The organism is Sphingomonas canaveralia (assembly GCF_047238125.1).
GTDB lineage: Bacteria > Pseudomonadota > Alphaproteobacteria > Sphingomonadales > Sphingomonadaceae > JBDFMH01.
This window is the reverse complement of the sequence record NZ_JBDFMH010000001.1, coordinates 3,367,879-3,391,164: the sequence shown is the minus strand read 5'-3', so window position 1 is coordinate 3,391,164 and position 23,286 is coordinate 3,367,879. Positions and strand designations below refer to the sequence as shown.

Sequence of the window (23,286 nt, the reverse complement as noted above, 5' to 3'; positions counted from 1 at the left end):
CAGATGGGGATTTCCATGCCGCGTGATGCGACGCGAACCTTGCTGCTGATCGACGACGAGCCCGCGCAGGCGCGGCTGGTGTCGGCGATCGCGGCGCGCGCCGGCTGGCGCACCCGCCGGGCCGCCGATCGCGGAGCGATCGCGGGTTTGCTGGCCGATGGCGCGGTCGATGCCATACTGATCGACAGCTGGCAGCCCGCGCCCGATGCTGCCGCGCTCGTCACCGAATTGCGCGGCCAGCATCCCGATCTGCCGATCCTGCTGCTCACCGCCAGCTCGTCGGTCGGCAATGCCGTCGCCGCGATGCGCGCCGGCGCCACCGATTTCCTGGTCAAGCCGATCGCGTCCGACCGGTTGCTTGCGGCCCTGGATGCGGCATCCGATCGCGGTCGCGCGTCGGGTGAGCTGCGCCCGCTCAGCGAAAAGATCGACGAGCGATTGGGCTTCGACGAGATTGTCGGCTCTGCCCCCAATTTCCGCGCCGCACTGGCCGTCGCGGCCAAGGCGGCCCGCGCCCGCGTGCCGGTGCTGATCGAGGGCGCCAGTGGTACCGGCAAGGAGGTCGTCGCGCAGGCGATCCATGCGGCATCGCCGCGCGCGCGCAAGCCGATGGTAGTCGTCAATTGTGGTGCGATTCCCGCCAACCTGATCGAAAGCGAGCTGTTCGGCCACGAACGCGGGGCCTTTACCGGCGCATTCGATCGCCATATCGGTCGCTTCGCGCAGGCCGACGGCGGCACCCTGTTCCTCGATGAGATCGGCGAATTGCCGCTCGATGCGCAGGTCAAGCTGCTGCGCGTGTTGCAGTCGGGCGAGGTCCAGCCGATCGGCGCGCGCCGGCCGACAACGGTCGATGTACGCGTGATCGCCGCCACCAATCGTACGCTTGCCGACGAGATCGCTGACGGCCAGTTCCGCGAGGACCTTTATTACCGGCTTGCCGTCGTCCAGCTCACCATCCCGCCGCTGTGCGATCGCCCGGGCGATATTCCCGCGCTTGCCCGCCATCTATTGGCGCGCGTGTCGCGCCAGCCCGGCATGCGCCCGCTTGGCATCACCGATCATGCGCTTGGCCTGCTGATGGCCTATGCCTGGCCGGGCAATGTCCGCCAGCTCCAGAATGCGCTGTTCCGCGCAGCGGTGCTGTGTGACGGCGATGCGCTGACCGTCGACGATTTTCCGCAGCTGGCGATCGCCACCGCCTCGCCGCTTAGCCGCGAAGCTTCGACCACCGCACTGGCCCGCGGGGCCGGCGTCACTCTGTTCGAAGCAAACGGCCATATGCGCTCGCTCGATGCGATCGAGGCCGATGTGATCCGGCTGGCGATCGGCCATTATCGCGGACGGATGACCGAAGTCGCCCGCCGCCTCGGCATCGGCCGGTCCACCCTTTATCGTAAGCTGGGCGAACTCGGCATCGACAGCGCGGCCTGACCGGTCAGGCGCGCTGGCCGGTGACGACGCCGGATTCGGCGGCCCGCGCCGGGCCGACCGCGGCGACGACGCAGGTGGTGGACAGTACCAGCGCGGCCACGGCCGAGAGGGCGGTACGGCGGACGGTGGCGAGATCGAGCTTGGTCATCTGAAGTCTCCTGAACCTTGGCTTCCGCCGTTTTGGCGGTATGCGAAGAGTATTGCAGGAGCCGTGCCAATTCAGAGATGAGGCTCTTTCGAGGAAGAAACGTCATTGCGATCGCTGCGGGCGCCCGAAGTCCCGCGTAACGCACCAAGGTTTAGCGCACTTCACGACCAAGAAGTAGGATTCTGCGCCACCTCGCTCAGGCGCGCGCGCCCTCGACCACGCCGACGGAATTGCGGCGCAGCGCGGCCAGCACCGTCGCCACGATCGCATCGGCATCCAGGCCCGCCTCGGCATATTGCGCCTCGGGCTTGTCCTGATCCTGGAACATGTCGGGCAGCCGCAGCGTGCGCAGCTTCAGCCCGCCATCGATCAGCCCTTCGTCCGACGCCAAGGTCAGCACATGCGCGCCAAGCCCGCCGATCGACCCTTCCTCGATCGTCAGCGCCACTTCGTGAGTCACCAGCAGTTTGCGGATCAGCGCCTCGTCCAGCGGCTTGGCGAAGCGCAGATCGGCGACGGTGGTCGACAGCCCCTGCGCATCGAGCTGGTCGGCTGCCTTCAACGCTTCCTCCAGCCGCGTGCCCAACGACAGGATCGCGACGGTCTTGCCTTCGCGCACGATGCGGCCCTTGCCGATCTCCAGGCGCTGCGGCTCGGCCGGGATCGTGACCCCGGTGCCGTTGCCGCGTGGATAGCGCAGTGCGATCGGCCCGCTGTCATGAACCGCGCAGGTGTGCACCATGTGCGTGAGCTCGGCCTCGTCTGCCGCCGCCATCACCACGAAGTTCGGCAGCGTCGCCAGATAGGTGATGTCGAAGCTTCCGGCATGGGTCGCACCGTCCGCGCCGACCAGTCCCGCCCGGTCGATCGCGAAGCGCACCGGCAGGTTCTGGATCGCCACATCGTGCACCACCTGGTCATAGGCGCGCTGCAGGAAGGTGGAATAGATCGCACAGAATGGCCGCATCCCCTGCGCGGCCAGCCCGGCGGCGAAGGTCACTGCGTGTTGCTCGGCGATACCGACATCGAAGAAGCGGTCCGGATGCGCGGCGGCGAACTTGTCGAGCCCGGTGCCCGACGGCATCGCCGCGGTGATCGCGCAGACGGTGCGGTCACGCGCAGCCTCGGCCAGCAGCGCGTTCGCGAACACGCCGGTATAGCTTGGCGGCCCCGGCGGCGCCTTGGCCTGCACGCCCGAGACGATGTCGAACTTCTGCACGCCATGATATTTGTCGGCCGCCGCCTCGGCGGGGCCATAGCCCTTGCCCTTCTTTGTCACGACGTGGATCAGGCACGGCCCCTCGGCGGCATCGCGCACATTTTCCAGCACCGGGATCAGATGCTCGAGATTATGGCCGTCGATCGGGCCGACATAATAGAAGCCCAGTTCCTCGAACAGTGTGCCGCCCATCGTCAGCCCGCGCGCGAATTCGTCGGTCTTGCGGGCGGCGGAATGAAGCGGCCGCGGCAGCCGCCGAGCGACTCGCTTCAGCAGATCGCGCAGGCCCAGAAATTCGCGGCTGGAGACGATCCGCGACAGATAGGCGGAAAGCCCGCCTACCGGCGGCGCGATCGACATGTCGTTGTCGTTCAGGATGACGACCAGCCGGTTGCCCGCCTGCTCGGCATTGTTCATTGCCTCATAGGCCATGCCCGCCGACATCGCGCCGTCACCGATCACCGCGATCGCCTTGCCCGGCTGCCCCGCCAGCTTGTTGGCCACCGCGAAACCCAACGCCGCCGAGATCGAAGTCGAGCTGTGCGCCGCCCCGAACGGATCATAGTCGCTCTCGGACCGCTTGGTGAAGCCGGAGAGGCCGCCACCCTGGCGCAGCGTGCGAATCCGTGCCCGCCGCCCGGTCAATATCTTGTGCGGATAGGCCTGGTGGCCGACATCCCAGATCAACCGATCGCGCGGCGTTTCGAACACATAATGCAACGCAACCGTCAGCTCGACCACGCCGAGCCCGGATCCCAGATGGCCACCGGTGGTGCCGACCGCGGAAATCATCTCGGCGCGAAGTTCGTCGGCCAGTTGGCGCAGTTGTTCGGGCTTCAGCGTGCGGAGATCGGTGGGCGTATCGACCGTGTCGAGCAACGGTGTGTCAGGCGTCTTGGACATCCCCGTCATTTAGCCCAGCGCGGCGCGGGTGTCGATTGGCAGCATCGCGCGGCGCTTGATCGCGGGCTGCCATCGCGGCAACCGGTGGGTCGTGCCGTCCCTGAGCCACCGGATCGCGACCGAGCGCGACATACCCGACATCGGCGCGCTCATGGAGCGCGCGATCGCCGAGTTGCAGCGCGGTTTTCTCGATCCCGCGCAAATCGAAGCCAGCCGCCGCAGCATGGGGCTTGATCGTCAACTGATCGGGGATCGCACCTATTTCCTGGTCGAATCGGGCGGGCGGCTAGCCGGCTGCGGCGGGTGGAGCTTCCGCACGACGCTCTATGGTGGCGATCATACCGCAGGGCTGCGCGACGACACCCGGCTCGATCCTGGGCGAGATCCCGCCCGGATACGGGCCATGTACACCGATCCCGATTTCGTGCGCCACGGGATCGGCCGGCTGGTGCTGGCGCTTTGCGAGGACGCCGCGCGCACCGCCGGTTTCACCCGATCCGAGATGATGGCGACGCTCGCCGGCGAACCGCTCTACGCGGCCTGCGGCTATCGGCCGATCGAACGTGTCGCCCGACTGGCGGCGGAAGGGCCGGCGGTACCGGGGGTGCGGATGGGCAAGTCGCTGGTCTGATTGCCTTACGAACAAGGCTGATGAGGACCAGCGCTCGCTATGCCGCCTGGCACTCCGCGCAGCGGCCGCGCACCTCGATCACCGGGCGATCGGCCGCGAATCCCGCATCGCCCGCCGCTGCCCGCACGCCCGCGGTCAGCCGGTCGTCGTCGATATGGGTGATCTGCCCGCAGCCGTCGCAGACCAGGAAGATGCAGTCGTGCCGGCAGGCCGGATGCGCATTAGCGATGAACGCGTTCGCGCTTTCCACGCGCAACGCCAAGTTCGCGCCGACGAAGAGGTCGAGGATGCGATAGACGCTGTTGGCCGCCACGCGCCGCCCCTGCGCCGCCGAGACCGCCTCGGCGATATCGTAGGCGGATGCCGGTTTATCGAACCCGGCCAGCGCGTCGAACACCGATGCGCGCATCGGCGTCCATTGCTCGCCGGCCCGGGTCAGCGCGGCCTGGGCCGCATCGGCGAGCGCCTCGCCTTCGTGGATATGGTGGTTGTGCGCGTGGGCCATAACGCGAATCTAGGCGTTCGGCGGTCCGGCGGCAACGGCTGTCAGATCAGCGCGCGCCGGTTGAGGTCATGCCCCAGCGCCACGATTGCGACGCCCAATATAGTGTAGACTGTCTCCATCGGACCATGCGGTACGCTGGCGGCGCCGGCCATCACCCCGATACCGAGCCCGCCGATCGCCGCAGGCAGCATATAGCCGTGGCGCAGCATCCCCTGGCCCAGCGCGACGGCCGCGAACAGCACCGCGATCAGCAGGCCGATCTCGTGAATCGCAGGGTGGACCAGCCAGCCGCCGACCGACGACAGCGCGATCACCAGCACTGCTGTCGTCAGGCAATGGACCAGGCACAGCGCGGACAGGCCGATCGCCAGCCGATCCAGGCTCAGCCGGCCCGGAATAATGGTGCGGGGTGCGATGTCGTCCAAAATGCGTGTGGCTTTCCGAGTCTCGATGCTGGCGGCGATATGGCACGCAACAGTGGAAGTTACAATATCACATAGCACCGATAAGTTCCGTGCAGATTGCCTCGCCCGCACGATCGGAGCATAGCGCGCGGCCATGGCCACTCTCGCGCGATCAATCGAACGTCGCCCCGCCCGCCCCCGTCCCCGCGCAATCGCCGCCTGGCTGACGGTGCTGGCCGCAATGGTTTTCGCGATGGTCGTGGTCGGCGGGATCACGCGGCTGACCGAATCCGGCCTCTCGATGGTGCGGTGGGAACCGGTGTCCGGTATCGTGCCGCCGCTCGACGCGGCCGGCTGGCAGGCCGAATTCGAGGCCTACAAGGCCAGCCCCGAATATCGCAAGGTCAATGCCGGCATGTCGCTGGATGCGTTCAAGCGCATCTACTTCTGGGAATATATCCACCGCGTGCTCGGTCGGTTGATCGGGCTGGCCTTCGCACTCCCCTTCGCCTGGTTCCTCTGGAAGCGCGCCGTTCCGCGTGGCTATGGTCCACGGTTGGCGGCGCTCTTTGCGCTCGGCGGGCTGCAGGGTGCAATCGGCTGGTGGATGGTCGCCTCTGGCCTGGTCGATCGGCCCGATGTCAGCCATGTCCGGCTGGCGATCCACCTGTCTGCCGCCCTGTTCATCATGTCCGGACTGATCTGGACCGCACTCGACCTGCGCGCGCTTGCCCGCGGCGTCCAGCGACCGGCCCGGCTGCGCCGCCCAGCGGTGATCGCGCTGGCCTTGCTGGCGGTGCAGATCATCCTCGGCGCGTTCGTCGCGGGGCTCGATGCCGGCTATGCCTTCTCGAGCTGGCCGAAGATGGGTGAGGACTGGTTTCCCGCCGGTGGCTGGCAGGCTGCGCTCAGCGTGCCGGCCAACCTGATCGACAATCCGGTGGTGGTGCAGTTCATCCACCGCTGGTTCGCCTGGATCGCGGCGGCCGGCGCGGTCCTGCTCGGCATCGCCGCGCGGCGCGCCGGTGCCGGCTGGGCGCTACCCGCCATCCTCGTGGCGATCGGCTGCCAGATCACGCTTGGCATCGCCACGCTGCTTAGCGGCATGGCGCTGCCGATCGCGGCGCTCCACCAGGCAGTGGGGGCGCTGCTGCTCGGGATCTTGGTCGCGACCGCGCACCGCCTCGGGTCGGTCCGCGCGTGATGCTTGCGGTGGCGCTGCTGATGGCGCCCCCCGCGCTTGCAGCGTCCGCCACTGCCGCGCTGCAGTTCGCGCCGCCGGTCGATGTGCCGATGGTCTATGCGATGACGGACCGGCGCATCGTCGGCGATCGCGCACGCGATTTCACTTTGGTCAGCCGCGTACGCTTTACGCGCGTCGGCCAGGGATATCGGATGGACGTGACCCAGATCGGGCATGGGACCGATGCCCCCGCCCCCGTCGCCGAAATGTTCAAGACTGGCGTCGGCGCGTTCGACGACATCACCACCAGCCTGTTCGTGGCCGCCGATGGCCAGCCCGGCGCCGTGCTAGATGGTGATCAGGTCTGGGCGCGGATCATGGCATCGCACCGCGCGCTGCTCGATCGGCTCGAGGCGCGCCATGGTGCGGATGCGCCGCGGCTGGCGCCGATCCGGGCACACCTCGCCAGCGTCGCCGCCGCCGATCCGGCCGAGCGCGATCGGATCATGGGCGAATTCGCCCGCGAACTGCTCGGTGCGGCGCTCCCCGCCCTGTCCCCCACCGGCTCGGTTACCGCCGACGGCAGCAAGGCGCACCTGCAGGCATCGACCGCCGACACGCTGACCTATCGCATGGTCGACATGCTGGATCAGGCCCGGCGCGAGCGCCTGCTGACGATCGACCGAGCGACCGGACTGACTCGCCGGATCCACAGCCTCACACGTTCGCCATCGGACAATATCGTGATCGCCGAACGGACGATAAGCAGGCGCTGAATATCGTCGGGTATCTGGATACCCGTCGTCAAACCCGCGCTTTTGCTTGACTCGCAGGCCCACGATCGGCATTGGGGCCGCCATCAGCGCCGTCCGGAAACGGGCGGCGCGGCTTTTTTTGCGAACAGAAGGTCGAAGAGCCATGAAAGCGCTCATGAAGACCACCAAGTCGGCGACCCCGGCGACGGTGGAAAAGAAGTGGCACCTGATCGATGCTGAAGGCCTGGTCGTCGGCCGGCTTGCGTCGATCGTCGCCAACATCCTGCGTGGCAAGCACAAGCCCAGCTTCACGCCCCACATCGATTGCGGCGACAATGTCGTCATCGTCAATGCGGACAAGGTGCGCTTCACTGGCCGCAAGACCCAGCAGAAGATCTATTACAAGCACACTGGCTATGCCGGCGGCATCAAGGGCGTGACCGCGGCCAAGGTGCTCGACGGTCGCTTTCCGGAGCGCGTGCTTGAAAAGGCCGTGGAGCGGATGATCCCGCGCGGCCCGCTCGGCCGCCAGCAGATGCGTAACCTGCGCATCTTCGCCGGCACCGATCACCCGCATGCTGCGCAGGATCCGCAGGTCCTCGACGTCGCGGCCATGAACCGCAAGAACAAGGTGGGCGCATAATGTCCGACACTCGCCAGTCCCTCGCCGATCTCGCCGCGCTGACCGGCGCGCAGGCCCCCGCCCCCGCGCCGACTGCAGAGGCGTCTGCCGCCCCGGCCGCCGCTGCCGAGGAAGCTCCGTCGCAGTCCGGCCCGGCGCCTGCGCCGATGCCGCTGCGCGAGCAGATCATCGATGCCCAGGGCCGTTCCTATGCCACCGGCCGCCGCAAGGATGCAGTCGCGCGCGTCTGGCTCAAGCCGGGCTCGGGCAAGATCACGATCAACGGCCGCGATCAGGAAGTCTATTTCGCGCGTCCCACGCTGCGCCTGGTGATCAACCAGCCGTTCGAAGTGGCGGAGCGTACCGGCCAGTACGACATCGTCTGCACCGTCAAGGGCGGTGGCCTTTCGGGCCAGGCCGGCGCGGTCAAGCACGGCATCAGCCAGGCGCTGACCCGCTATGAGCCGGTGCTGCGTGCGCCCGTGAAGGCGGCCGGCTTCCTGACCCGCGATCCCCGCGCGGTCGAGCGCAAGAAGTATGGCAAGGCCAAGGCCCGCCGCAGCTTCCAGTTCTCGAAGCGCTGATCCTCAGCCGATCGATCGAACCGAAGGGCGGTCCCGGGATGCCGGGGCCGCCCTTCTCTTTTGCGTGTAGCCGCAATCGCGCCGCTTGCCCCGCGCCTGCCGCCCGGCGATGACATGCCATGCGCACGCGCGATCACGAGCCCGCCCATTATGGATTGCGCCGCAAGAGCCGCACGCCGGCCTGGCTCCAGCTGTCGTGGCGCGCCCTGCTGGCGCTGGCGCTGATCGGGATCGCGCTGGCGGTCCACTGGTTCGATCGCGACGGACTCCGCCAGAATTCGGGCGAGCCCGTCACCTTCGCGGACATCCTCTACTTCACGATGATCACCGTCACCACGGTCGGCTATGGCGATATCGTGCCGGTGACGCAGCAGGCGCGGCTATTCGATACGTTCGTCGTCACTCCGATCCGCCTGTTCGTCTGGCTGATCTTCCTTGGCACCGCCTATGATTTCCTGCTGAGGGGGGTTTGGGAGAAGTGGCGAATGGCATCGATCCAGAAGCGTCTCGAAGGCCATGTGGTGGTGGCAGGCTATGGCACCAGCGGAGCGGAGGCGGTGCGCGAGCTCGTCTGTCGCGGCGCAGAGCCCGAACATATCGTGGTGATCGACGAGCGCGAGACCGCGCTGCGTGCTGCCGAACAGTGCGGCACGACGGTGATGGAAGGCGATGCGACCCGCAACGCTGCGCTGGAGGCGGCACGCGTGGGCAATGCCCGCGCGCTCATCGTCTCGGCAGGCCGAGACGATACTTCGATCCTGATCGTGCTAACCGCGCGCCGGATCGCGCCCGACGTGCCGATCAGCGTGATCATCCGATCGGAGGATAACGAGGCGATCGCCAAGCAGGCCGGCGCCGATACCGTGATCAATCCGGCCAGCTTTGCCGGGCTGCTGCTGGCGGGATCGACGCACGGTCCGCATCTGGCGGATTATATGGCGGATCTGGCCGAAGTCGGCGGGCGGGTCGCCCTGCGCGAGCGCGCAGTGACGGGTGACGAGATCGGCAAGCCGCTCTCGGGCATCCGCACCGGGCTCGGCCACCGCATCTATCGCGGCGATCGTTCGATTGGCTTCTGGGAAGCCGATGCCGGCCGGCTCGAACCCGGCGACACGATCCTCGAGGTGATCCCGCGTACTGCCAAGAGCTGATTACGACGGTCTCGGCACGCTGGCGCAGTTTGAACACGCGTTGCAGCGGACGGAAACGCCCCCGGGGCAAAGGGGACCCCGGGGGCGCCGTTACAGCGCTGGATCGGTGGTCGCGCCGATCCGGCGCATCCGGTGGATCCGGATCAGCGTGCGCTGGCGACCGATACCCCGGTCGTCGTCGCGGCATAGGCTTCGCCGCTACGGGCGTTGGCCAGCGCAGTTTCCATCTGAGGGGCCGCTGCAACCAGAGCGGCGTTGCGGCAGCGTGATTGTGCGGCCGCGGCGGCGGCGCCCGGATCGCTAACCGCGCACACCGCGCGGGCCGCCCGGCCGATCCGCTTGTCGAGTTCGGCGGCGCCGGCACTGCTGGCCAGATCGAGGTCGGCGAAGCTCACCGTCATCTGACGCGGGGCGGCCTGAGCGGGAACGGCGATGCCGACCGTGGCGATGGTCGCGGCGGCGGCGAGCGTGGCGATACTGGCCTTGCGGGCAAAACGGCTGAACATGATCGGTCTCCTGAACCTTGGTTATCCATGGGTCGGCGGCTGGAGCCTCTCTGTCGGAGAACCATGTCGCCGGTTGCGGCGGGGTCGGATCCCTGGGTGCCGATCCGCCCCGCCGCTGATTTCGGGATAGGCGCACCCGCCGCCGTTCTCATGCCATGCTCGACCGGATGCGGCGCGCCATCGACGAGGATCACGACTGGCGACGAACGTTACGGCCCCATCGACAAAGGGCATGAATGGGCGTTCAGGAAGCCGACTGGCCGATTCCCGCTGGCGATACGGGTCACGCTGTATTACAGCGATAGGACAGCCGCGCGGGTATCGGGCGCGGCGTTTCTGGGACGAGCCACAGCCCGCGATGCGTTACGACGACCCTTACGCCACCGCCGATCCGGCCGCCCCGCCGCCGGGTTGGGTCGATCCCCGGCTCGATCCCGCGCTGCCGCCCGATCCGCCCGCCCGCCGCCGCCGCCGTTGGCTGACCTGGCGTGTTGCCCGGCGGCTGACGTTGATCACGGGCCTGCTGTTCGTGGCGCTGGTCGGCTGGCTGCTGGTCACCGCGCCGCTGTCACGCTCGCTGCGTCCGGTTGCGCCCGCTGGCATCACGCTGCTGGCCGCGGACGGCCAGCCGATCGCGCGTCGCGGGGCCATCGTCGATCGCCCGGTCGCGATTGCCGATCTGCCCAAACATGTCCCGAACGCGTTCATCGCGATCGAGGATCGCCGCTTCTACGATCATCTCGGGCTCGATCCGCGCGGCATCGCGCGCGCGGCCTGGCGCAATACGGTGGCGGGCGGCGTCCGCGAAGGCGGCAGCACCATCACCCAGCAACTGGCGAAGGTCGCCTTCCTCGATTCGGATCGCACCGCCGCGCGCAAGCTGCGCGAAGTGCTGATCGCCTTCTGGCTGGAAGCGCGGCTCAGCAAGGACGAGATCCTGCAGCGCTATCTGTCGAACGTGTATTTCGGCGACAATGTCTATGGCCTGCGCGCGGCCTCGCTCCATTATTTCAATCGCCAGCCCGAACGTTTGACGGTCGCGCAGGCGGCGATGCTGGCCGGCCTGCTGAAGGCACCCTCGCGCCTTGCCCCCACCGACAATCTGGCCGGCGCGCGGGCGCGGCAGAAGATCGTGGTCGGCGCGATGGTCGATGCCGGGTTGCTGAACGCTGCCGAGGCGCGCCGCGTGCGGCCCGCCGTGCTGGACGAGCGCAAGGTGAAGACGCTGCCGACCGGCACCTATTTCGCCGATTGGGCGCTGCCCGCAGCGCGCGCCCAGGTCGGCGCGGTCTATTCGGAGGAAGATGTCCGCACCACGCTCGATCGCGGGCTCCAGCGCGCGGCCTGGCGCGCGGTCAACCGCGCCCCGCTCGGCCGCGCGCAGGTGGCGCTCGTCGCGATGCGGCCGGATGGTGAAGTCGTCGCGATGATCGGCGGCCGCAATTACGAGAAGAGCCCGTTCAACCGCGCCACCCAGGCCCGCCGCCAGGCCGGCTCGACCTTCAAGCTGTTCGTCTACCTGGCTGCGCTGCGCTCGGGCCTGCGCCCCGACGATCCCGTCACCGATCGTCCGCTTACGATTGACGGGTGGAGCCCGCGCAACAGTGACGGTCGCTACCGCGGGGAAATTCCGCTGCGCGAGGCGTTCGCCCGTTCCAGCAATGTCGCTGCCGTCCGCCTTGCCCAGCAGGTCGGGCTGCGTGACGTGAAGCGTGCCGCACGCGATCTCGGTGTCACCGCGCCGATCGGTGATAATCTGTCGGTCGCGCTCGGCACGTCGGAGATCAGCCTGCTGCAACTGACGTCCGCCTATGCGGCGCTAGCGGCGGACGCCTATCCGATCCGCGCGCACGGCCTCGCCCGGCCCGAACAGGGCTGGCTCGAACGGGTGTGGAAGGGGCCCAAGCGCTTCGACCGCCGCGTGCGCGAGGACATGCTCGAGCTGCTGGCCGCCTCGGTCGGCAGCGGCACCGGCCGCTCGGCTGCGCTGCGCACCGATACGTTCGGCAAGACCGGCACCACCCAAGGCGGTCGCGATGCGATCTTCATCGGCTTCGCCGGCGGGCTCGTGACGGGCGTGTGGATCGGCAATGACGACAATACACCGCTGCCGGGCGGCTCGGCCGGCGGCGGCGTGCCGGCGCGGATCTGGCGCGATTTCATGGCGCAGGCGCTGAACGAGGCCCCCGCCAAGCTCGCCCCCGCCCCACCCGCGCCGGAAGAGGAGATCGACGTCAACGCGATCGACATCCAGCTGCCCGAAGGCGTGAACTTCGATGCCGAGATCGGCGATGTCCGCTTCGGCGTCGAGATGGGCCCAGACGGCCTGCGCGTCGACGCCGACCCCCGCCCCCGCGACCCCGAACGCGGTCCGCCGCCCCCGGACGAAGCCGCCCTCCCACCGCGCGAACAGGATGTCGCACCGGAGGGCGAGTTCTGATCCTGTCGCTACTGCAATTAGGAATGTCCAAGGTTGGTGGGTAGCGGACATTGTGCGAGAACTAAAAACAGAGCAGCATCGCAGTATGCGGCACCCGGAAGCACAGTTCGTCGTCGAGGTCACGGCAAATGATGAGATTATCTGCCGAGCACCGAGGCAGGCGGATCAGCGCATCAGGATTGATGAGATTGCTTCCGTCTATGTCGAGACAAACGACAGCGGTCCTTGGGGAGCGGACGTTTGGTGGCTTCTAAACGATGACACTGGACAGACACGCGTGGCGTTTCCGCAACTGGCGACCGGTGAAGACGCGGCGCTCGAACGGTTGCGACAACTCCCCGGTTTTGAGGTGCGGGGGATGAACTCGGGCGAGACCGCCCGTTTCATGTGCTGGCCGACTCCCGCGCCCTGAGTGTCCGCTATTGGGCGATAGCGGACATTCCCTCAGTCGGCGGCTGGCACGTCCGGTGTTGGTAGATCGCGGACGTTGGCGCGGTCGCTCGCTTGGCGTAGTTGAGGGTAGTGAACCCGCTATCACGCCTGCTCGAAGATCGGCTGCCCGCCATAGATGCTGGCGTGATGTCGCATGGCTTCGCTGCACATGGCCGCGACTATGTGTTCGTTCTGGAAAACGCATTTGGGCCAGAGCCGGGCACATATCGGCTGACCTTTACCCATGTGGTCGAACTCAACCATACAACATCAGTGACTGATGATGTGTGGCAACGATCGTGGTCAGACCCATTCACCGATTACAAAGCGTGGGAGGATGCTGGGGAACCCGACGGCTACGTTTTCGGAACTAACTGGTCGCTTGCCTATCCGGGCTTTGAGGCCGTCAACGATGACCCCGTAGCCTCCACTTGGTCGGCGCGACTTGATCGCTCCATGTATAAGGCCACCATCGGAACCGACCGCTTCGAGATCGGGTTGGTATTTCACGACGTGCGGTTAGAGCAGGTCAACGACCACGCCCCGACAGTATCGCAGGTCTTCGTTCCGCTGCCTCCGGCTGTCAGCAGCTAATGTCCGCTCTTCGGCGAAAGTGGACATTCCTCCAACTCAATGAACCGGCCTATACCGCTTCGGCAGGCCTCACCTAGCGCAGCGGCCCGAACACGCTCACCGGCAGACCCGCATCGCACTTGGCCACATTGCGCGCCACGCCGGGAATGAAATCGGCGTGGAAGCCGACGATGGTCTTCGCGGCCTGCATCTGCTGCCAGATTGCGAGCGCTTCGCGCCAGCTGTCGCAGGTCAGTGCCCGGTCCTTCGCGTCGCGCGCGATCACGCCCAGGATCATCAGCGAGAAGCCGAGATCGCCCTGTCCGATGGAACTGCTGAGTGCCGCGCGCCGATCCGCCACTACGCCGCGCTGCATCGCGATCGCCTCTGCAAAGCGATCGGCGTCGCGCAGATTCTGCGATCGCGCCTCGCGCAGATTGAAGGCCAGCGTGCGCACGGCATCGTCGCGCGGCTCGATCGCGCGCAACCGGGCAATCGTCGCCACGGCTTCGTCGAGGAACCGGGTCGACAGCGGCTCCTGTCCCGCCCGCGATGCCGCCGCGAAGCCGCTATAGCCGTTCCACGCCAGCAGCGAGAGCACCACCGGATCGTTGGGCTGCGCGGCGTCGAGCGCGAGCAGCCGGCGCCGCGCCTCGACCAGTTCCGCAAGCCCGCCCGGCCCGCCTTCGTCCATCGAGGCGGCATAGCCCCGGTAATAGAGCGCGGTCGCGCGATCGAGCGCGGCCGCCCGGCCCGCCCGCATCGGCGCGGGCCATTCGGCGATCTCCGCCTCCAGCCGCCGCGCCGCCGCCACCATCTGCGGAAACTTGTTGTTCACGTCGGCATCGTCGAGTTCGGCCTTGCGCAAGGTGCGGCGGGCATCGTGCCAGCCGGCATCGCGCGCCGCGGGCGGCACCTGTGCCAAAGCGGCTCCGGCATCCGCCAGCGCCTTGGCCGCACGCGCCGGATCGCTCTTCCCGTGCGCCGCCACGACCGCATCCTGCGCGTGAATCCGCGCGCGCGCCGCCAGCGCCGCCGGATCGTTCAGCGAGGGCGGCCCGTCCAGCACACGCGCCGCCGCCGCCAGGTTGGCGATCGCGGCATCCTTGTCGCCAAGGTTGGGCTCGCTCGGCACGCCCTGCACCCGCGCCAGCCGGATATAGCCGTCCGCCACTTCCCGCCGCAGCGCCGGATCGGCCCCCGGCACCGCCGCCAGCGCCGCCAGATAGCGTTGTGCGCGCGCGGCGATATCGGCGCGGATCGCGGCATTGCCCGCCACCCGTCGCAGCCGCCCGTCGAGTTCGAACAGCAGATAATTGGCCAGCGCGCGCACCTCGCCCAATCGTCGCGTCTCGGCCGCCCGCGCGCGTTCGGCCGCGGCATAGGAAGCGATCGACACCGCCAGTGCCCCGATCAGCAGCGCGATCGCGATCCCCGCCGCCGATACGCCGAACCGGTGCCGCGCCACGAACCGGCCGATCGCATAGCGGGCGCCGCCGCGCCGCGCCGCCACCGGCCGATCGGCCAGCAGCGCCTGCAGGTCGGCGATCAGCGCATCGGCGGATGGATAGCGATCCGCCGGATCCTCTGCTGTCGACTGTGCGATGATCGCGGTCAGGTCGGTGCAGCGGGCGCACGCGGCGGTTAGAGCGTCAAGCAGCTTGCCCAGCGAATAGATGTCGGCCAGCGTCGATGGCGCGGCCCCCGTCATCCGCTCGGGCGCGGCATAGCCCGGCGTCAGGCTCAGCTTGCTCAGCGATCCGCGCGACGGCGCTTCGCCGCCTTCCGCCTCGGGCGGGCGAGCGATGCCGAAATCGATCAGCTTCACCACGCCGTCATCGGTCACCAGGATGTTGGATGGCGTGATGTCACGGTGGACGATCAGGTTCTGGTGGGCGAAGCGCACCGCTGCGCTGGCATCCAGGAACAGCCGCAGCCGCGTGCGCAGGTCCAGCCCGCGCGCATCGCACCAGGCGATGATCGGCTCCCCATCGACATATTCCATGATGAAGAAGGGCAGCCCGTCCGCCGTCTCGCCGCCGCCGAACAGCCGCGCGATATGCGGATGCGCCAGCCGCGCCAGGATCTGCCGTTCGCGGCGGAACCGCTCGACCAGCGCATCCGAAAGCACGCCCGGGCGGATCAGCTTGATCGCCACGACATGGTCGAAATCGCCACCCTCGCGCTCGGCCCGATAGACCGCGCCCATGCCGCCCTGTCCGATCAGCCCGGTGATCCGGTAGCCGCCGATCCGCTCCGGCATGGCATCGCCGATCAGCCCGCGCGCCGCGCCACCCGTCGCCAGCAGATGGTCCTGCGCTGAATCGATCGCCAGCATCGCCAGCACGCGCGCCACCAGCGCCTCGTCCGCGCCGGCGGTGGCGCGCACGAACGCCTCCCGCGCCGGCGATGGTTCGCCAAGCGCCGCATCCAGCAGCGCCAGCACGCGCGCTTCGAAATCGTCAGCCGAGGGCATCGAGCAGCCACGCCCGCGCCACCCGCCAGCGGCGCAGCGCGGTCGCTTCCGATATCGCGAGCACCTTGCCGACCTCGGCCAGCGTCATGCCGCCGAAATAGCGCATCTCGACCAGGTCGCCCATGCCGGGGTCGATCGCGGCCAGCCGGATCAGCGCATGATCGAGTTCATCTAGATCGATCGCGCCTGCCGCGTCGAACCGCGTGGTCAGCCCGACCCGCTGGTGCGCGCGCTTGCCTGCCGATCGTCCGCGGGCATGATCGACCAGCACGCGCCGCATGAAGCGCGCCGCCATCGCCAGGAAATGCGGCCGGTCCGCCCAGGCGATCCGGTCCAGCCGCACCAGCCGCAGGAAAGCCTCGTGCACCAGATCGCCGGTGGAAAGCGAGATCCGCCCCTCGCGTCGCAGCAGCGCGGCGGCGGCCAGTTCCATTTCGGGATAGACTTCGGCGAACAACGCATCGCGAGCGCGGGCGTCGCCGGCCCGCCATCCGTCCAACAAGCTTTGCGTATCGACTTGCGCTTTGCCCAAGTGCTTACCCCCAAAACAGACAATGGATATTGCGCGCGCCAAGTCCAGCCCGCATCCGGTGCCGAAACGGGACAGTCATGTCGGCCTGCGGGACTGCTCGGATCAACCGGGGGTGGTCGCACGCGCGTCCCTTCCCCCAACCCCGCCCCCTCGCTATAGCCCGCCCGAGTCTCGCATTTGCAGCATAGGGGGCAGACCATGACCGCTGTCGGACACGATACGCTTGGCACCCGCACGACCCTCGAGGTTGGCGGAAAGACCGTCCATTATTACTCGCTTCCGAAGGCGGCGGAGACGTTGGGGGACATCTCGCGCCTGCCCTTCTCGATGAAGGTGCTGCTGGAGAATCTGCTCCGCTTCGAAGACGGCAAGACCGTCACCACCGACGATCTGACCGCGATGATCGACTGGCTGTCGACGCCTTCGTCCGAACGCGAGATCCAGTATCGCCCGGCGCGCGTGCTGATGCAGGATTTCACCGGCGTGCCCTGCGTCGTCGATCTGGCAGCGATGCGCGATGCGATGAACGCGCTGGGCGGCGATGCGCAGAAGATCAACCCGCTGGTCCCCGTCCATCTCGTGATCGACCATTCGGTGATGGTGGACGAGTTCGGCACGCCGCAGGCGTTCCAGCAGAACGTCGATCTCGAATATGCGCGCAACATCGAGCGCTACGAATTCCTGCGCTGGGGATCGAAGGCGCTCGACAATTTCAAGGTTGTGCCCCCCGGCACGGGCATCTGCCATCAGGTCAACCTGGAAAATCTCGCGCTCGCCGTCTGGCATTCGGCCGACGAGAGCGGCGCCACTGTCGCCTATCCCGATACGCTGGTCGGCACCGATAGCCATACCACGATGATCAACGGCCTGGGCGTGCTCGGCTGGGGCGTCGGCGGGATCGAGGCCGAAGCCGCGATGCTCGGCCAGCCGGTCTCGATGCTGATTCCCGAAGTCGTCGGCTTCAAGCTCACCGGCACGCTGGCCGAAGGCATCACCGCCACCGATCTGGTGCTGACCGTAACCCAGATGCTGCGCAAGAAGGGCGTTGTCGGCCGCTTCGTCGAGTTCTACGGCCCGGGCCTCGCCGATCTCAGCCTCGCCGATCGCGCGACCATCGCCAACATGGCGCCCGAATATGGCGCCACCTGCGGCTTCTTCCCGGTCGATCACCAGACGATCGAGTATCTCAAGCTCACCGGGCGCGACGAATGGACCGTCCAGCTGGTCGAGGCCTATGCCAAGGCGCAGGGGCTGTGGCGCGAGGTCGATGCGGTCGATCCGGTGTTCACCGACACGCTGGAGCTCGACATGTCGAGCGTGAAGCCGTCGCTCGCCGGCCCCAAGCGCCCGCAGGATCGCGTGCTGCTCACCGATCTCGATGATCAGTTCAATGCCGAGCTGATCAGCGGCTACAAGAAGGAAGGCGCCAGCGACGCCCGTGTCGCGGTCGACGGCGCGGACTATCAGGTCGGCCATGGCGATGTCGTGATCGCCGCGATCACCTCGTGCACCAACACCTCCAACCCTTCGGTGCTCGTCGCCGCTGGCCTGGTCGCACGCAAGGCCAACGCGCTCGGCCTCACCCCCAAGCCCTGGGTGAAGACCAGCCTCGCCCCCGGCTCGCAGGTCGTGACCGACTATCTCGACAAGGCGGGGCTGACCGCGGATCTGAACGCGGTCGGCTTCAACCTCGTCGGCTATGGCTGCACCACCTGCATCGGCAATTCGGGCCCGCTGCCCGCGCCGATCAGCAAGGCGATCAACGAGAATGATCTCGTCGCCGCTTCGGTGCTCTCGGGCAACCGCAACTTCGAAGGCCGCGTCTCGCCGGACGTGCGCGCGAACTTCCTCGCCTCGCCGCCGCTGGTCGTCGCCTATGCGCTGAAGGGCACGGTCCGCGACGATATCGTCAACACCCCGATCGGCACCAGCAAGGACGGGCAGGACGTGTTCCTGAAGGATATCTGGCCGACCAATCAGGAAGTCGCGAGCACCATCGCCTCCGTGATCGACAGCGACATGTATCGCTCGCGCTACGCCAACGTCTTCCTGGGCGACGACAAGTGGCAGGCGATCGCGGTGGAAGGGTCGGACACCTATGGCTGGTCCGCCGGCTCCACCTATGTCCAGAACCCGCCCTATTTTGAGGGCCTCTCGATGACTCCGGCGCCCGTCGCCGATATTGTCGACGCGCGGCCGCTGTCGATCTTCGCCGATTCGATCACCACCGATCACATCAGCCCGGCAGGCTCGATCAAGCTCGACAGCCCGGCCGGCCGCTATCTCAGCGAGCATCAGGTCGCCAAGGCCGATTTCAACAGCTACGGCGCGCGCCGCGGCAATCATGAAGTGATGATGCGCGGTACCTTCGCCAACATCCGCATCAAGAACGAGATGATCCCCGGCATCGAAGGCGGGATGACGAAGTATATTCCCACCGGCGAGGTGATGGCGATCTACGATGCGGCCATGAAGTACAAGGCCGATGGCACCCCGCTGGTGGTGATCGCAGGCAAGGAATATGGCACCGGATCGTCGCGCGACTGGGCGGCGAAGGGCACCAACCTGCTGGGTGTGCGCGCGGTGATCGCCGAAAGCTTCGAGCGTATTCATCGCTCCAACCTGGTCGGCATGGGCGTGCTGCCGCTGCAGTTCGCGCTCGATGTCGATCGCCGTACGCTGAACCTCGACGGCACCGAGACCTTCTCGATCGCTGATGTTGCGGGTCTCCGCCCGCGCCAGGATGTCGAAGTCACGCTCACCCGCGCCGACGGCTCGACCGAAACCTTCCTCACCCGCTGCCGGATCGATACCGTCAACGAGCTGGAATATTTCCTGAACGGCGGCATCCTCCAGTACGTCCTGCGCAAGCTGGCCGCTTAGGAAGCCGGCTCCTCCGCCTCATCACCCCGGTGAAAACCGGGGTGACGACCAAGAGCCAACCATAGGGCCTTCAGGATCGGCGATGCGCAAGCCGGCCAGTGTCGCTAAACTCGTGGATCTGGGACGGGTTCAGCTTTCCAGCACGTTCTTCATGCGTGATTTCCTTTACTCGGACATCGCCGCCATTCATGGCCTGTCTAACATTCCGGACAATCCCGAACTCGCGATCGCCACGGGCAAACGCCTCTGCGAAGAGCTTTTGGAACCACTACAGGACAAGTTCGGTCGGCTTGCGATCCGATCCGCCTATCGCTCGGCCGACGTGAACGCGCTCGGCAACGCACGCGGCTATAATTGCGCGTCGAACGAGGCCAATGCGGCCAGCCATATCTGGGATCTGCGCGATGCTAACGGACACTGCGGAGCCACCGCCTGCATCGTCGTGCCGTCCTTCTACGCGCGCTTTGCGGATGAAGGGGATTGGCAGCGACTAGCTTGGTGGATCCATGATCATCTCCCCTACTCGTCGCTCGAATTCTTCCCCGTGCGCTGGGCGTTCAACATTAGCTGGCACGAGCAGCCCGCACGGATCATATCCAGCTACATCCCTGGCGGGCCCCGCATCCTGACGCGTCCGGGCATGCCCAATCACGACGGCGATCACAGCGCCGAATGGGCGGGCATCCTGCCATGACCCTCGCGATCGAGATCATCGGCTGGTTCGGCGCGGCGCTGATCCTCGCTGCCTATCTGCTGCTGTCAACCGGGCGGCTGGGGGCCGACAGCAGCCGCTATCAGGCGATGAACGTCGTCGCCGCGCTCTGCTTCGTCTTGAACAGCGGCTGGAACGGCGCGATGCCGTCCGCCACGCTGAACGTGGCATGGGCCGGCATCGGGCTGTGGGGGCTGTGGCGGATCGCGAAAGGTCGCCGCGCGCTCCCCTGACCGATCAGCGCAGGTCCTTCACCACCGCGCCGCCCTTCATCACGAAGCCCACCTGCTTCAGTACGCGTACGTCGCCCAGCGGATCGCCCGCCACTGCGATCAGGTCCGCGGCCTTGCCCGGCTCCAGCGTGCCGATCTCCTTGGCCAGACCCAGCAGGTCCGCGGCGTTCACCGTTGCCGCCTGGATCGCGCCCGCAGGCGTCATCCCGTGCTTTACCATCAGTTCGAACTCGTCCGCGTTTCGGCCATGCTTGGACACGCCGGCATCGGTGCCGAAGGCGATCTTCACGCCCGCCGGCACCGCCTTTTCCAGCGCCTTGCCGGTGATCGAGATCCGCCAGTCGATCTTGGCGCGCACCTCGGGCGAATAAGCGTTGGGGTCCTTGGCGATCCGTTCCAGATAGCCGTTCACGGTCGATAGCGTCGGCACGTAATAGGCGCCGGTCTGCTTGAAGAGCCGGATGTCCTCGTCGTTCATCAGCGTGCCATGCTCGATCGAATCCGCGCCCGCGCGCAGTGCCACCGCGATGCCGTCCGCGCCGTGCGCATGCACCGCCACCTTCTTGCCATAGAGGTGCGCGGTATCAACGATCGCCTTGGCCTCGTCGTCGAACATCTGCTGGCCCAGCCCGGCACCGATCCGGCTGTTCACGCCGCCGGTGGTCGCGATCTTGATCACGTCGGCGCCGCGGCCGATCTGGCGGCGCACCGCCTTGCGGCAATCCTCAGCCCCGTCGCACAGATTTTCGGGCGCGGGGAAATGCTCGACGATCTCGTCGGAGAGCCCCAGCCGCCCGTCCATATGGCCGGAGGTGGTGGAGATGGATCGCCCGGCATCCATGATGCGCGGCCCGACCGCCCAGCCGCGCGCGATCGCATCGCGCAGCGCCAGCGTGCCGCCGGCATCGCCCAGGTTGCGCACGGTGGTGAACCCCGCCTCCAGCGTCTTGCGTGCGTTCCACAGCGTCTCGTACGCCGCCAGCTGCGGACTGTCGGTAAATTCGGCCAGCGCGCCCTCGTTGCCCGCACGGTCGGAGCTCAGATGGACATGCGAATCGATCAAGCCGGGCAGCACCGTGCGGTCGCGCAGGTCGATCACGGTGGCACCCTCCGGCGCCTGGAAACCGTCCTGCACTGCCTCGATCCGGCCGCCACGCACCAGCACGGTGGCGTTCCGCCGCGGCGGCTTGCCCGGCCGGTCGATCAGCGTGCCGGCCTGCACTGCGATCAGCGGCGCGGATGCGGTGGGCACTTGAGCGGCCAGCGGCGTTGCCGTCAGCAGGGCGGCGAGAATGGCAGTGCGCGACATCGGCGGAAGCTCCCCTTGTTTGCGGCGGACCATAGCCGCATCGCGACCGACCGCCAGTCCGCTTGCATGCCAAGGGGTGACAGCAGCGCCGGCGAACCGCTAGGCGTGGCGGCAATGAAGCCTTTCCGCCTGCCCCGCTGGATCGTCGCCGCGCCGCTTGCCGTGCTGGCGACTTGCGCGCCGGTGCCGAAACCGGTGGCCCCGCCGCCTGCACCGGCGCCCGCTCCCGCCCCGCCCCCGCCGCCGCCCGAACCGCAGGACTGGCGCGATCTGCCGCTGGCGGCAGGCGACTGGGTCTATGTCCGCGATGCCGGCGGCACCACGGCGCTGTTCGGTCGCCCCGGCGCCGATTCCGATTTCCTGCTGCGCTGCGATCTTGGCCAGCGCAGCGTCACCCTGTCGCGCGCGGGCGCGGTCGCCGCCGCCACCCCGCTCACGATCACCACTTCGTCTGCCGAGCGCCGCTTCGATGTGGCCCCCGGCCCGCGCGCCGCGGTCGTCCTGACCGCGCGGGATCCGTTTCTCGATCGCATCGCCTTCAGCCAGGGGCGGATCGTGGTGCGGCTGGGCAATGGCGCGCGGATGGCGTTGCCGGCCTGGCCGGCGATGGCGCGCGTGATCGAGGATTGCCGCGGCTGATCCGCACGGCGAAGCGCAGAATCTTATCGTCGAAAAAAAGAAGAACAAGTCTTGTTCGCAAGCCGCGGACGACTCATGTTCCCTCTGTCTTCAACATGGCGAAAGGAGGTGATCCGATGTCTCATGGTTCAGTTGGGAAGTCGGTGCAGTTCGTTCGGGGGATGTCGCGGTAAACCGCTGACCCAAGGTCTCCCGGGCCGGACCTCCGGCCGCTGACCATGCGAGACCGTCGGGGCACCCGCCCCGGCGGTCTTACTTGTTTTGGAGGGATCTGCCTGACGCGATTGCCCTTCTCGCATGGCGCGGGTGTAATCCTTGTTCTTCCGTGGGCGTTCGCGCGCTCGAAGTTGGACGCACTGCGCTCAGCGTGATGGGAGGGCGGCCCGCAGCCGCTCCGCCATCGCATCCATCTCGGCGCGCGTGGCACGGACCCTCGGAACTGCGGCAGTGTTGGGGATGACGTGAACGTGCAGATGGCAGACGTCCTGCCGACTGCCATTGTTCTGCTGCAACGAATAGCCGCTACTGCCCAGCGCGCGCTGCTGCGCGGCGGCAACCCGCTTGATCATGTGCAGCATCGCAAGAGCGTCGCGGTCGCTCAAGTCGTCCAGATTGCGCACGGCTGCTTTGGGGATCACGAGCGCATGCCCCGGATGCTCCCAATCCAGCGGGATGATTGCGATGACGCGCTTGTCCGCGGCGATCAGGGAGGCAGGCAATTCGCCGCGGATGATCCGCGCAAAGGCATTGTCCTTCCGGTAAGATGCGGTGAGCGGACAGGGCAGCGTTGCAACTTGTGCCTTGCCGATGCCGACGCCGACCGGATCAACTGCCAGCGCGACGACAAGGACTGGCAGAAGACGGATCATTGCGAACCTCATAGAAACCCGCTGCCATGCGTGATCGCCACAGGATGGCGGCGTTGTCGCGCCAGCTCTACAGAGAGAAGCGAAAGAAGCGGCTTCGGCATAGATTCATCTCCGTCGCGAGCAACGTCGATCCTGGGCAGGCT

At 67.3% G+C, this 23,286-nt stretch carries 24 protein-coding genes; 14 read left to right on the top strand and 10 right to left on the bottom strand.

From position 1 onward, the window contains the following. The first annotated feature begins 15 nt into the window (after nucleotides 1-15). Nucleotides 16-1,434 carry a sigma-54-dependent transcriptional regulator gene (locus tag ABC347_RS16915; protein ID WP_413246876.1) on the top strand — a complete coding sequence of 473 codons (1,419 nt, stop codon included), beginning with the start codon at nucleotides 16-18 and terminating at the stop codon, nucleotides 1,432-1,434. A 4-nt stretch (nucleotides 1,435-1,438) separates the two neighbouring features. Here the strand turns inward: ABC347_RS16915 and ABC347_RS16910 are convergent, their stop codons facing one another. From ABC347_RS16910 to ABC347_RS16900, 3 genes are all read right to left on the bottom strand, one after another. Next, nucleotides 1,439-1,582 (bottom strand): hypothetical protein, encoded by a 144-nt coding sequence (locus tag ABC347_RS16910; protein WP_413246875.1) that lies wholly within the window; start codon nucleotides 1,580-1,582, stop codon nucleotides 1,439-1,441. Between the two features lie 196 nt (nucleotides 1,583-1,778). After that, nucleotides 1,779-3,704, bottom strand: a complete 1,926-nt coding sequence (gene dxs / locus ABC347_RS16905) for a 1-deoxy-D-xylulose-5-phosphate synthase (protein WP_413246874.1) — start codon at nucleotides 3,702-3,704, stop codon at nucleotides 1,779-1,781. Between the two features lie 9 nt (nucleotides 3,705-3,713). After that, on the bottom strand, nucleotides 3,714-3,857 hold the full coding sequence (locus tag ABC347_RS16900; RefSeq protein ID WP_413246873.1) for a hypothetical protein: 144 nt from the start codon (nucleotides 3,855-3,857) through the stop codon (nucleotides 3,714-3,716). On the opposite strand from ABC347_RS16900, the gene ABC347_RS16895 reads away from it, so the two are divergent. Then, entirely contained in the window at nucleotides 3,856-4,335 is a 480-nt protein-coding gene (locus ABC347_RS16895) for a GNAT family N-acetyltransferase (RefSeq protein ID WP_413246872.1), read from the top strand. The two genes, ABC347_RS16900 and ABC347_RS16895, sit on opposite strands and share 2 nt — an antisense overlap. A 37-nt stretch (nucleotides 4,336-4,372) precedes the next feature. Here the strand turns inward: ABC347_RS16895 and ABC347_RS16890 are convergent, their stop codons facing one another. Together ABC347_RS16890 and ABC347_RS16885 are read right to left on the bottom strand one after the other, a co-directional pair. Then, nucleotides 4,373-4,840, bottom strand: a complete 468-nt coding sequence (locus ABC347_RS16890; protein ID WP_413246871.1) for a Fur family transcriptional regulator — start codon at nucleotides 4,838-4,840, stop codon at nucleotides 4,373-4,375. 41 nt (nucleotides 4,841-4,881) lie between these two features. Beyond that, nucleotides 4,882-5,265 (bottom strand): MerC domain-containing protein, encoded by a 384-nt coding sequence (locus ABC347_RS16885; RefSeq protein WP_413246870.1) that lies wholly within the window; start codon nucleotides 5,263-5,265, stop codon nucleotides 4,882-4,884. A gap of 133 nt (nucleotides 5,266-5,398) precedes the next feature. Here ABC347_RS16885 and ABC347_RS16880 point away from each other — a divergent pair, with 133 nt between their 5' ends. The 5 genes from ABC347_RS16880 to ABC347_RS16860 all read left to right on the top strand — a co-directional run bounded on the left by ABC347_RS16880 (nucleotide 5,399) and on the right by ABC347_RS16860 (nucleotide 9,539). Then, on the top strand, nucleotides 5,399-6,448 hold the full coding sequence (locus ABC347_RS16880; RefSeq protein ID WP_413246869.1) for a COX15/CtaA family protein: 1,050 nt from the start codon (nucleotides 5,399-5,401) through the stop codon (nucleotides 6,446-6,448). After that, nucleotides 6,448-7,203 (top strand): hypothetical protein, encoded by a 756-nt coding sequence (locus tag ABC347_RS16875; RefSeq protein ID WP_413246868.1) that lies wholly within the window; start codon nucleotides 6,448-6,450, stop codon nucleotides 7,201-7,203. The genes ABC347_RS16880 and ABC347_RS16875 overlap by 1 nt, the downstream gene beginning before the upstream one ends. Before the next feature lie 142 nt (nucleotides 7,204-7,345). Further along, nucleotides 7,346-7,825 carry a 50S ribosomal protein L13 gene (rplM, locus tag ABC347_RS16870; RefSeq protein WP_413246867.1) on the top strand — a complete coding sequence of 160 codons (480 nt, stop codon included), beginning with the start codon at nucleotides 7,346-7,348 and terminating at the stop codon, nucleotides 7,823-7,825. After that, complete coding sequence (gene rpsI, locus ABC347_RS16865) at nucleotides 7,825-8,388, top strand: 30S ribosomal protein S9 (RefSeq protein WP_413246866.1); 564 nt, start codon at nucleotides 7,825-7,827, stop codon at nucleotides 8,386-8,388. Before rplM ends, rpsI begins: the two co-directional genes overlap by 1 nt. A gap of 119 nt (nucleotides 8,389-8,507) precedes the next feature. Then, nucleotides 8,508-9,539 (top strand): potassium channel family protein, encoded by a 1,032-nt coding sequence (locus ABC347_RS16860; protein ID WP_413246865.1) that lies wholly within the window; start codon nucleotides 8,508-8,510, stop codon nucleotides 9,537-9,539. Nucleotides 9,540-9,682: 143 nt separating this feature from the next. Here ABC347_RS16860 and ABC347_RS16855 read toward each other — a convergent pair whose 3' ends face one another. After that, entirely contained in the window at nucleotides 9,683-10,045 is a 363-nt protein-coding gene (locus ABC347_RS16855; RefSeq protein ID WP_413246864.1) for a UrcA family protein, read from the bottom strand. Between the two features lie 358 nt (nucleotides 10,046-10,403). Here ABC347_RS16855 and ABC347_RS16850 point away from each other — a divergent pair, with 358 nt between their 5' ends. The 3 genes from ABC347_RS16850 (at nucleotide 10,404) to ABC347_RS16840 (ending at nucleotide 13,511) form a co-directional block, all read left to right on the top strand. Then, nucleotides 10,404-12,485 (top strand): transglycosylase domain-containing protein, encoded by a 2,082-nt coding sequence (locus ABC347_RS16850; protein ID WP_413246863.1) that lies wholly within the window; start codon nucleotides 10,404-10,406, stop codon nucleotides 12,483-12,485. Nucleotides 12,486-12,570: 85 nt separating this feature from the next. Then, nucleotides 12,571-12,897 carry a hypothetical protein gene (locus tag ABC347_RS16845; RefSeq protein WP_413246862.1) on the top strand — a complete coding sequence of 109 codons (327 nt, stop codon included), beginning with the start codon at nucleotides 12,571-12,573 and terminating at the stop codon, nucleotides 12,895-12,897. A 110-nt stretch (nucleotides 12,898-13,007) separates the two neighbouring features. Then, nucleotides 13,008-13,511 carry a YxiG-like protein gene (locus ABC347_RS16840; protein WP_413246861.1) on the top strand — a complete coding sequence of 168 codons (504 nt, stop codon included), beginning with the start codon at nucleotides 13,008-13,010 and terminating at the stop codon, nucleotides 13,509-13,511. 73 nt (nucleotides 13,512-13,584) lie between these two features. On the opposite strand, the gene ABC347_RS16835 is transcribed toward ABC347_RS16840, so the two are convergent. Together ABC347_RS16835 and ABC347_RS16830 are read right to left on the bottom strand one after the other, a co-directional pair. Continuing rightward, entirely contained in the window at nucleotides 13,585-15,966 is a 2,382-nt protein-coding gene (locus ABC347_RS16835; RefSeq protein WP_413246860.1) for a serine/threonine-protein kinase, read from the bottom strand. Further along, nucleotides 15,953-16,468 (bottom strand): ECF-type sigma factor, encoded by a 516-nt coding sequence (locus ABC347_RS16830; RefSeq protein WP_413246859.1) that lies wholly within the window; start codon nucleotides 16,466-16,468, stop codon nucleotides 15,953-15,955. The genes ABC347_RS16835 and ABC347_RS16830 overlap by 14 nt, the downstream gene beginning before the upstream one ends. 228 nt (nucleotides 16,469-16,696) lie before the next feature. Here ABC347_RS16830 and acnA point away from each other — a divergent pair, with 228 nt between their 5' ends. The 3 genes from acnA (at nucleotide 16,697) to ABC347_RS16815 (ending at nucleotide 20,326) form a co-directional block, all read left to right on the top strand. Further along, nucleotides 16,697-19,381 carry an aconitate hydratase AcnA gene (acnA, locus tag ABC347_RS16825; protein ID WP_413246858.1) on the top strand — a complete coding sequence of 895 codons (2,685 nt, stop codon included), beginning with the start codon at nucleotides 16,697-16,699 and terminating at the stop codon, nucleotides 19,379-19,381. 82 nt (nucleotides 19,382-19,463) lie between these two features. Further along, the gene (locus ABC347_RS16820; RefSeq protein WP_413246857.1) at nucleotides 19,464-20,075 is read left to right on the top strand and encodes a hypothetical protein; all 612 of its coding nucleotides are present in this window, start codon (nucleotides 19,464-19,466) and stop codon (nucleotides 20,073-20,075) included. Beyond that, a complete protein-coding gene (locus ABC347_RS16815) occupies nucleotides 20,072-20,326 on the top strand; it encodes a CBU_0592 family membrane protein (protein WP_413246856.1) in 255 nt (84 codons plus the stop codon). The genes ABC347_RS16820 and ABC347_RS16815 overlap by 4 nt, the downstream gene beginning before the upstream one ends. A gap of 4 nt (nucleotides 20,327-20,330) precedes the next feature. On the opposite strand, the gene ABC347_RS16810 is transcribed toward ABC347_RS16815, so the two are convergent. Beyond that, on the bottom strand, nucleotides 20,331-21,635 hold the full coding sequence (locus ABC347_RS16810) for a metal-dependent hydrolase family protein (protein WP_413246855.1): 1,305 nt from the start codon (nucleotides 21,633-21,635) through the stop codon (nucleotides 20,331-20,333). A gap of 114 nt (nucleotides 21,636-21,749) precedes the next feature. Between ABC347_RS16810 and ABC347_RS16805 the strand changes: the two genes are divergently transcribed. Beyond that, nucleotides 21,750-22,274, top strand: coding sequence for a hypothetical protein (locus tag ABC347_RS16805; protein ID WP_413246854.1), 525 nt, complete (start codon nucleotides 21,750-21,752; stop codon nucleotides 22,272-22,274). Nucleotides 22,275-22,636: 362 nt separating this feature from the next. Here the strand turns inward: ABC347_RS16805 and ABC347_RS16800 are convergent, their stop codons facing one another. Beyond that, on the bottom strand, nucleotides 22,637-23,143 hold the full coding sequence (locus tag ABC347_RS16800; protein ID WP_413246853.1) for an HIT family protein: 507 nt from the start codon (nucleotides 23,141-23,143) through the stop codon (nucleotides 22,637-22,639). Between the last annotated feature and the right edge of the window lie 143 nt (nucleotides 23,144-23,286).

Excerpts from the sequence above, each read along its gene's own strand:
- ABC347_RS16915 (WP_413246876.1), top strand. The coding sequence starts at position 16 with ATGCCGCGTGATGCGACGCGAACCTTGCTGCTGATCGACGACGAGCCC.
- ABC347_RS16910 (WP_413246875.1), bottom strand. The coding sequence starts at position 1,582 with ATGACCAAGCTCGATCTCGCCACCGTCCGCCGTACCGCCCTCTCGGCC.
- dxs (WP_413246874.1), bottom strand. The coding sequence starts at position 3,704 with ATGTCCAAGACGCCTGACACACCGTTGCTCGACACGGTCGATACGCCC.
- ABC347_RS16895 (WP_413246872.1), top strand. The coding sequence starts at position 3,856 with ATGGAGCGCGCGATCGCCGAGTTGCAGCGCGGTTTTCTCGATCCCGCG.
- ABC347_RS16900 (WP_413246873.1), bottom strand. The coding sequence starts at position 3,857 with ATGAGCGCGCCGATGTCGGGTATGTCGCGCTCGGTCGCGATCCGGTGG.
- ABC347_RS16890 (WP_413246871.1), bottom strand. The coding sequence starts at position 4,840 with ATGGCCCACGCGCACAACCACCATATCCACGAAGGCGAGGCGCTCGCC.
- ABC347_RS16880 (WP_413246869.1), top strand. The coding sequence starts at position 5,399 with ATGGCCACTCTCGCGCGATCAATCGAACGTCGCCCCGCCCGCCCCCGT.
- ABC347_RS16875 (WP_413246868.1), top strand. The coding sequence starts at position 6,448 with ATGCTTGCGGTGGCGCTGCTGATGGCGCCCCCCGCGCTTGCAGCGTCC.
- rplM (WP_413246867.1), top strand. The coding sequence starts at position 7,346 with ATGAAAGCGCTCATGAAGACCACCAAGTCGGCGACCCCGGCGACGGTG.
- rpsI (WP_413246866.1), top strand. The coding sequence starts at position 7,825 with ATGTCCGACACTCGCCAGTCCCTCGCCGATCTCGCCGCGCTGACCGGC.
- ABC347_RS16860 (WP_413246865.1), top strand. The coding sequence starts at position 8,508 with ATGCGCACGCGCGATCACGAGCCCGCCCATTATGGATTGCGCCGCAAG.
- ABC347_RS16855 (WP_413246864.1), bottom strand. The coding sequence starts at position 10,045 with ATGTTCAGCCGTTTTGCCCGCAAGGCCAGTATCGCCACGCTCGCCGCC.
- ABC347_RS16850 (WP_413246863.1), top strand. The coding sequence starts at position 10,404 with ATGCGTTACGACGACCCTTACGCCACCGCCGATCCGGCCGCCCCGCCG.
- ABC347_RS16845 (WP_413246862.1), top strand. The coding sequence starts at position 12,571 with ATGCGGCACCCGGAAGCACAGTTCGTCGTCGAGGTCACGGCAAATGAT.
- ABC347_RS16835 (WP_413246860.1), bottom strand. The coding sequence starts at position 15,966 with ATGCCCTCGGCTGACGATTTCGAAGCGCGCGTGCTGGCGCTGCTGGAT.
- acnA (WP_413246858.1), top strand. The coding sequence starts at position 16,697 with ATGACCGCTGTCGGACACGATACGCTTGGCACCCGCACGACCCTCGAG.
- ABC347_RS16820 (WP_413246857.1), top strand. The coding sequence starts at position 19,464 with ATGCGCAAGCCGGCCAGTGTCGCTAAACTCGTGGATCTGGGACGGGTT.
- ABC347_RS16815 (WP_413246856.1), top strand. The coding sequence starts at position 20,072 with ATGACCCTCGCGATCGAGATCATCGGCTGGTTCGGCGCGGCGCTGATC.
- ABC347_RS16810 (WP_413246855.1), bottom strand. The coding sequence starts at position 21,635 with ATGTCGCGCACTGCCATTCTCGCCGCCCTGCTGACGGCAACGCCGCTG.
- ABC347_RS16805 (WP_413246854.1), top strand. The coding sequence starts at position 21,750 with ATGAAGCCTTTCCGCCTGCCCCGCTGGATCGTCGCCGCGCCGCTTGCC.
- ABC347_RS16800 (WP_413246853.1), bottom strand. The coding sequence starts at position 23,143 with ATGATCCGTCTTCTGCCAGTCCTTGTCGTCGCGCTGGCAGTTGATCCG.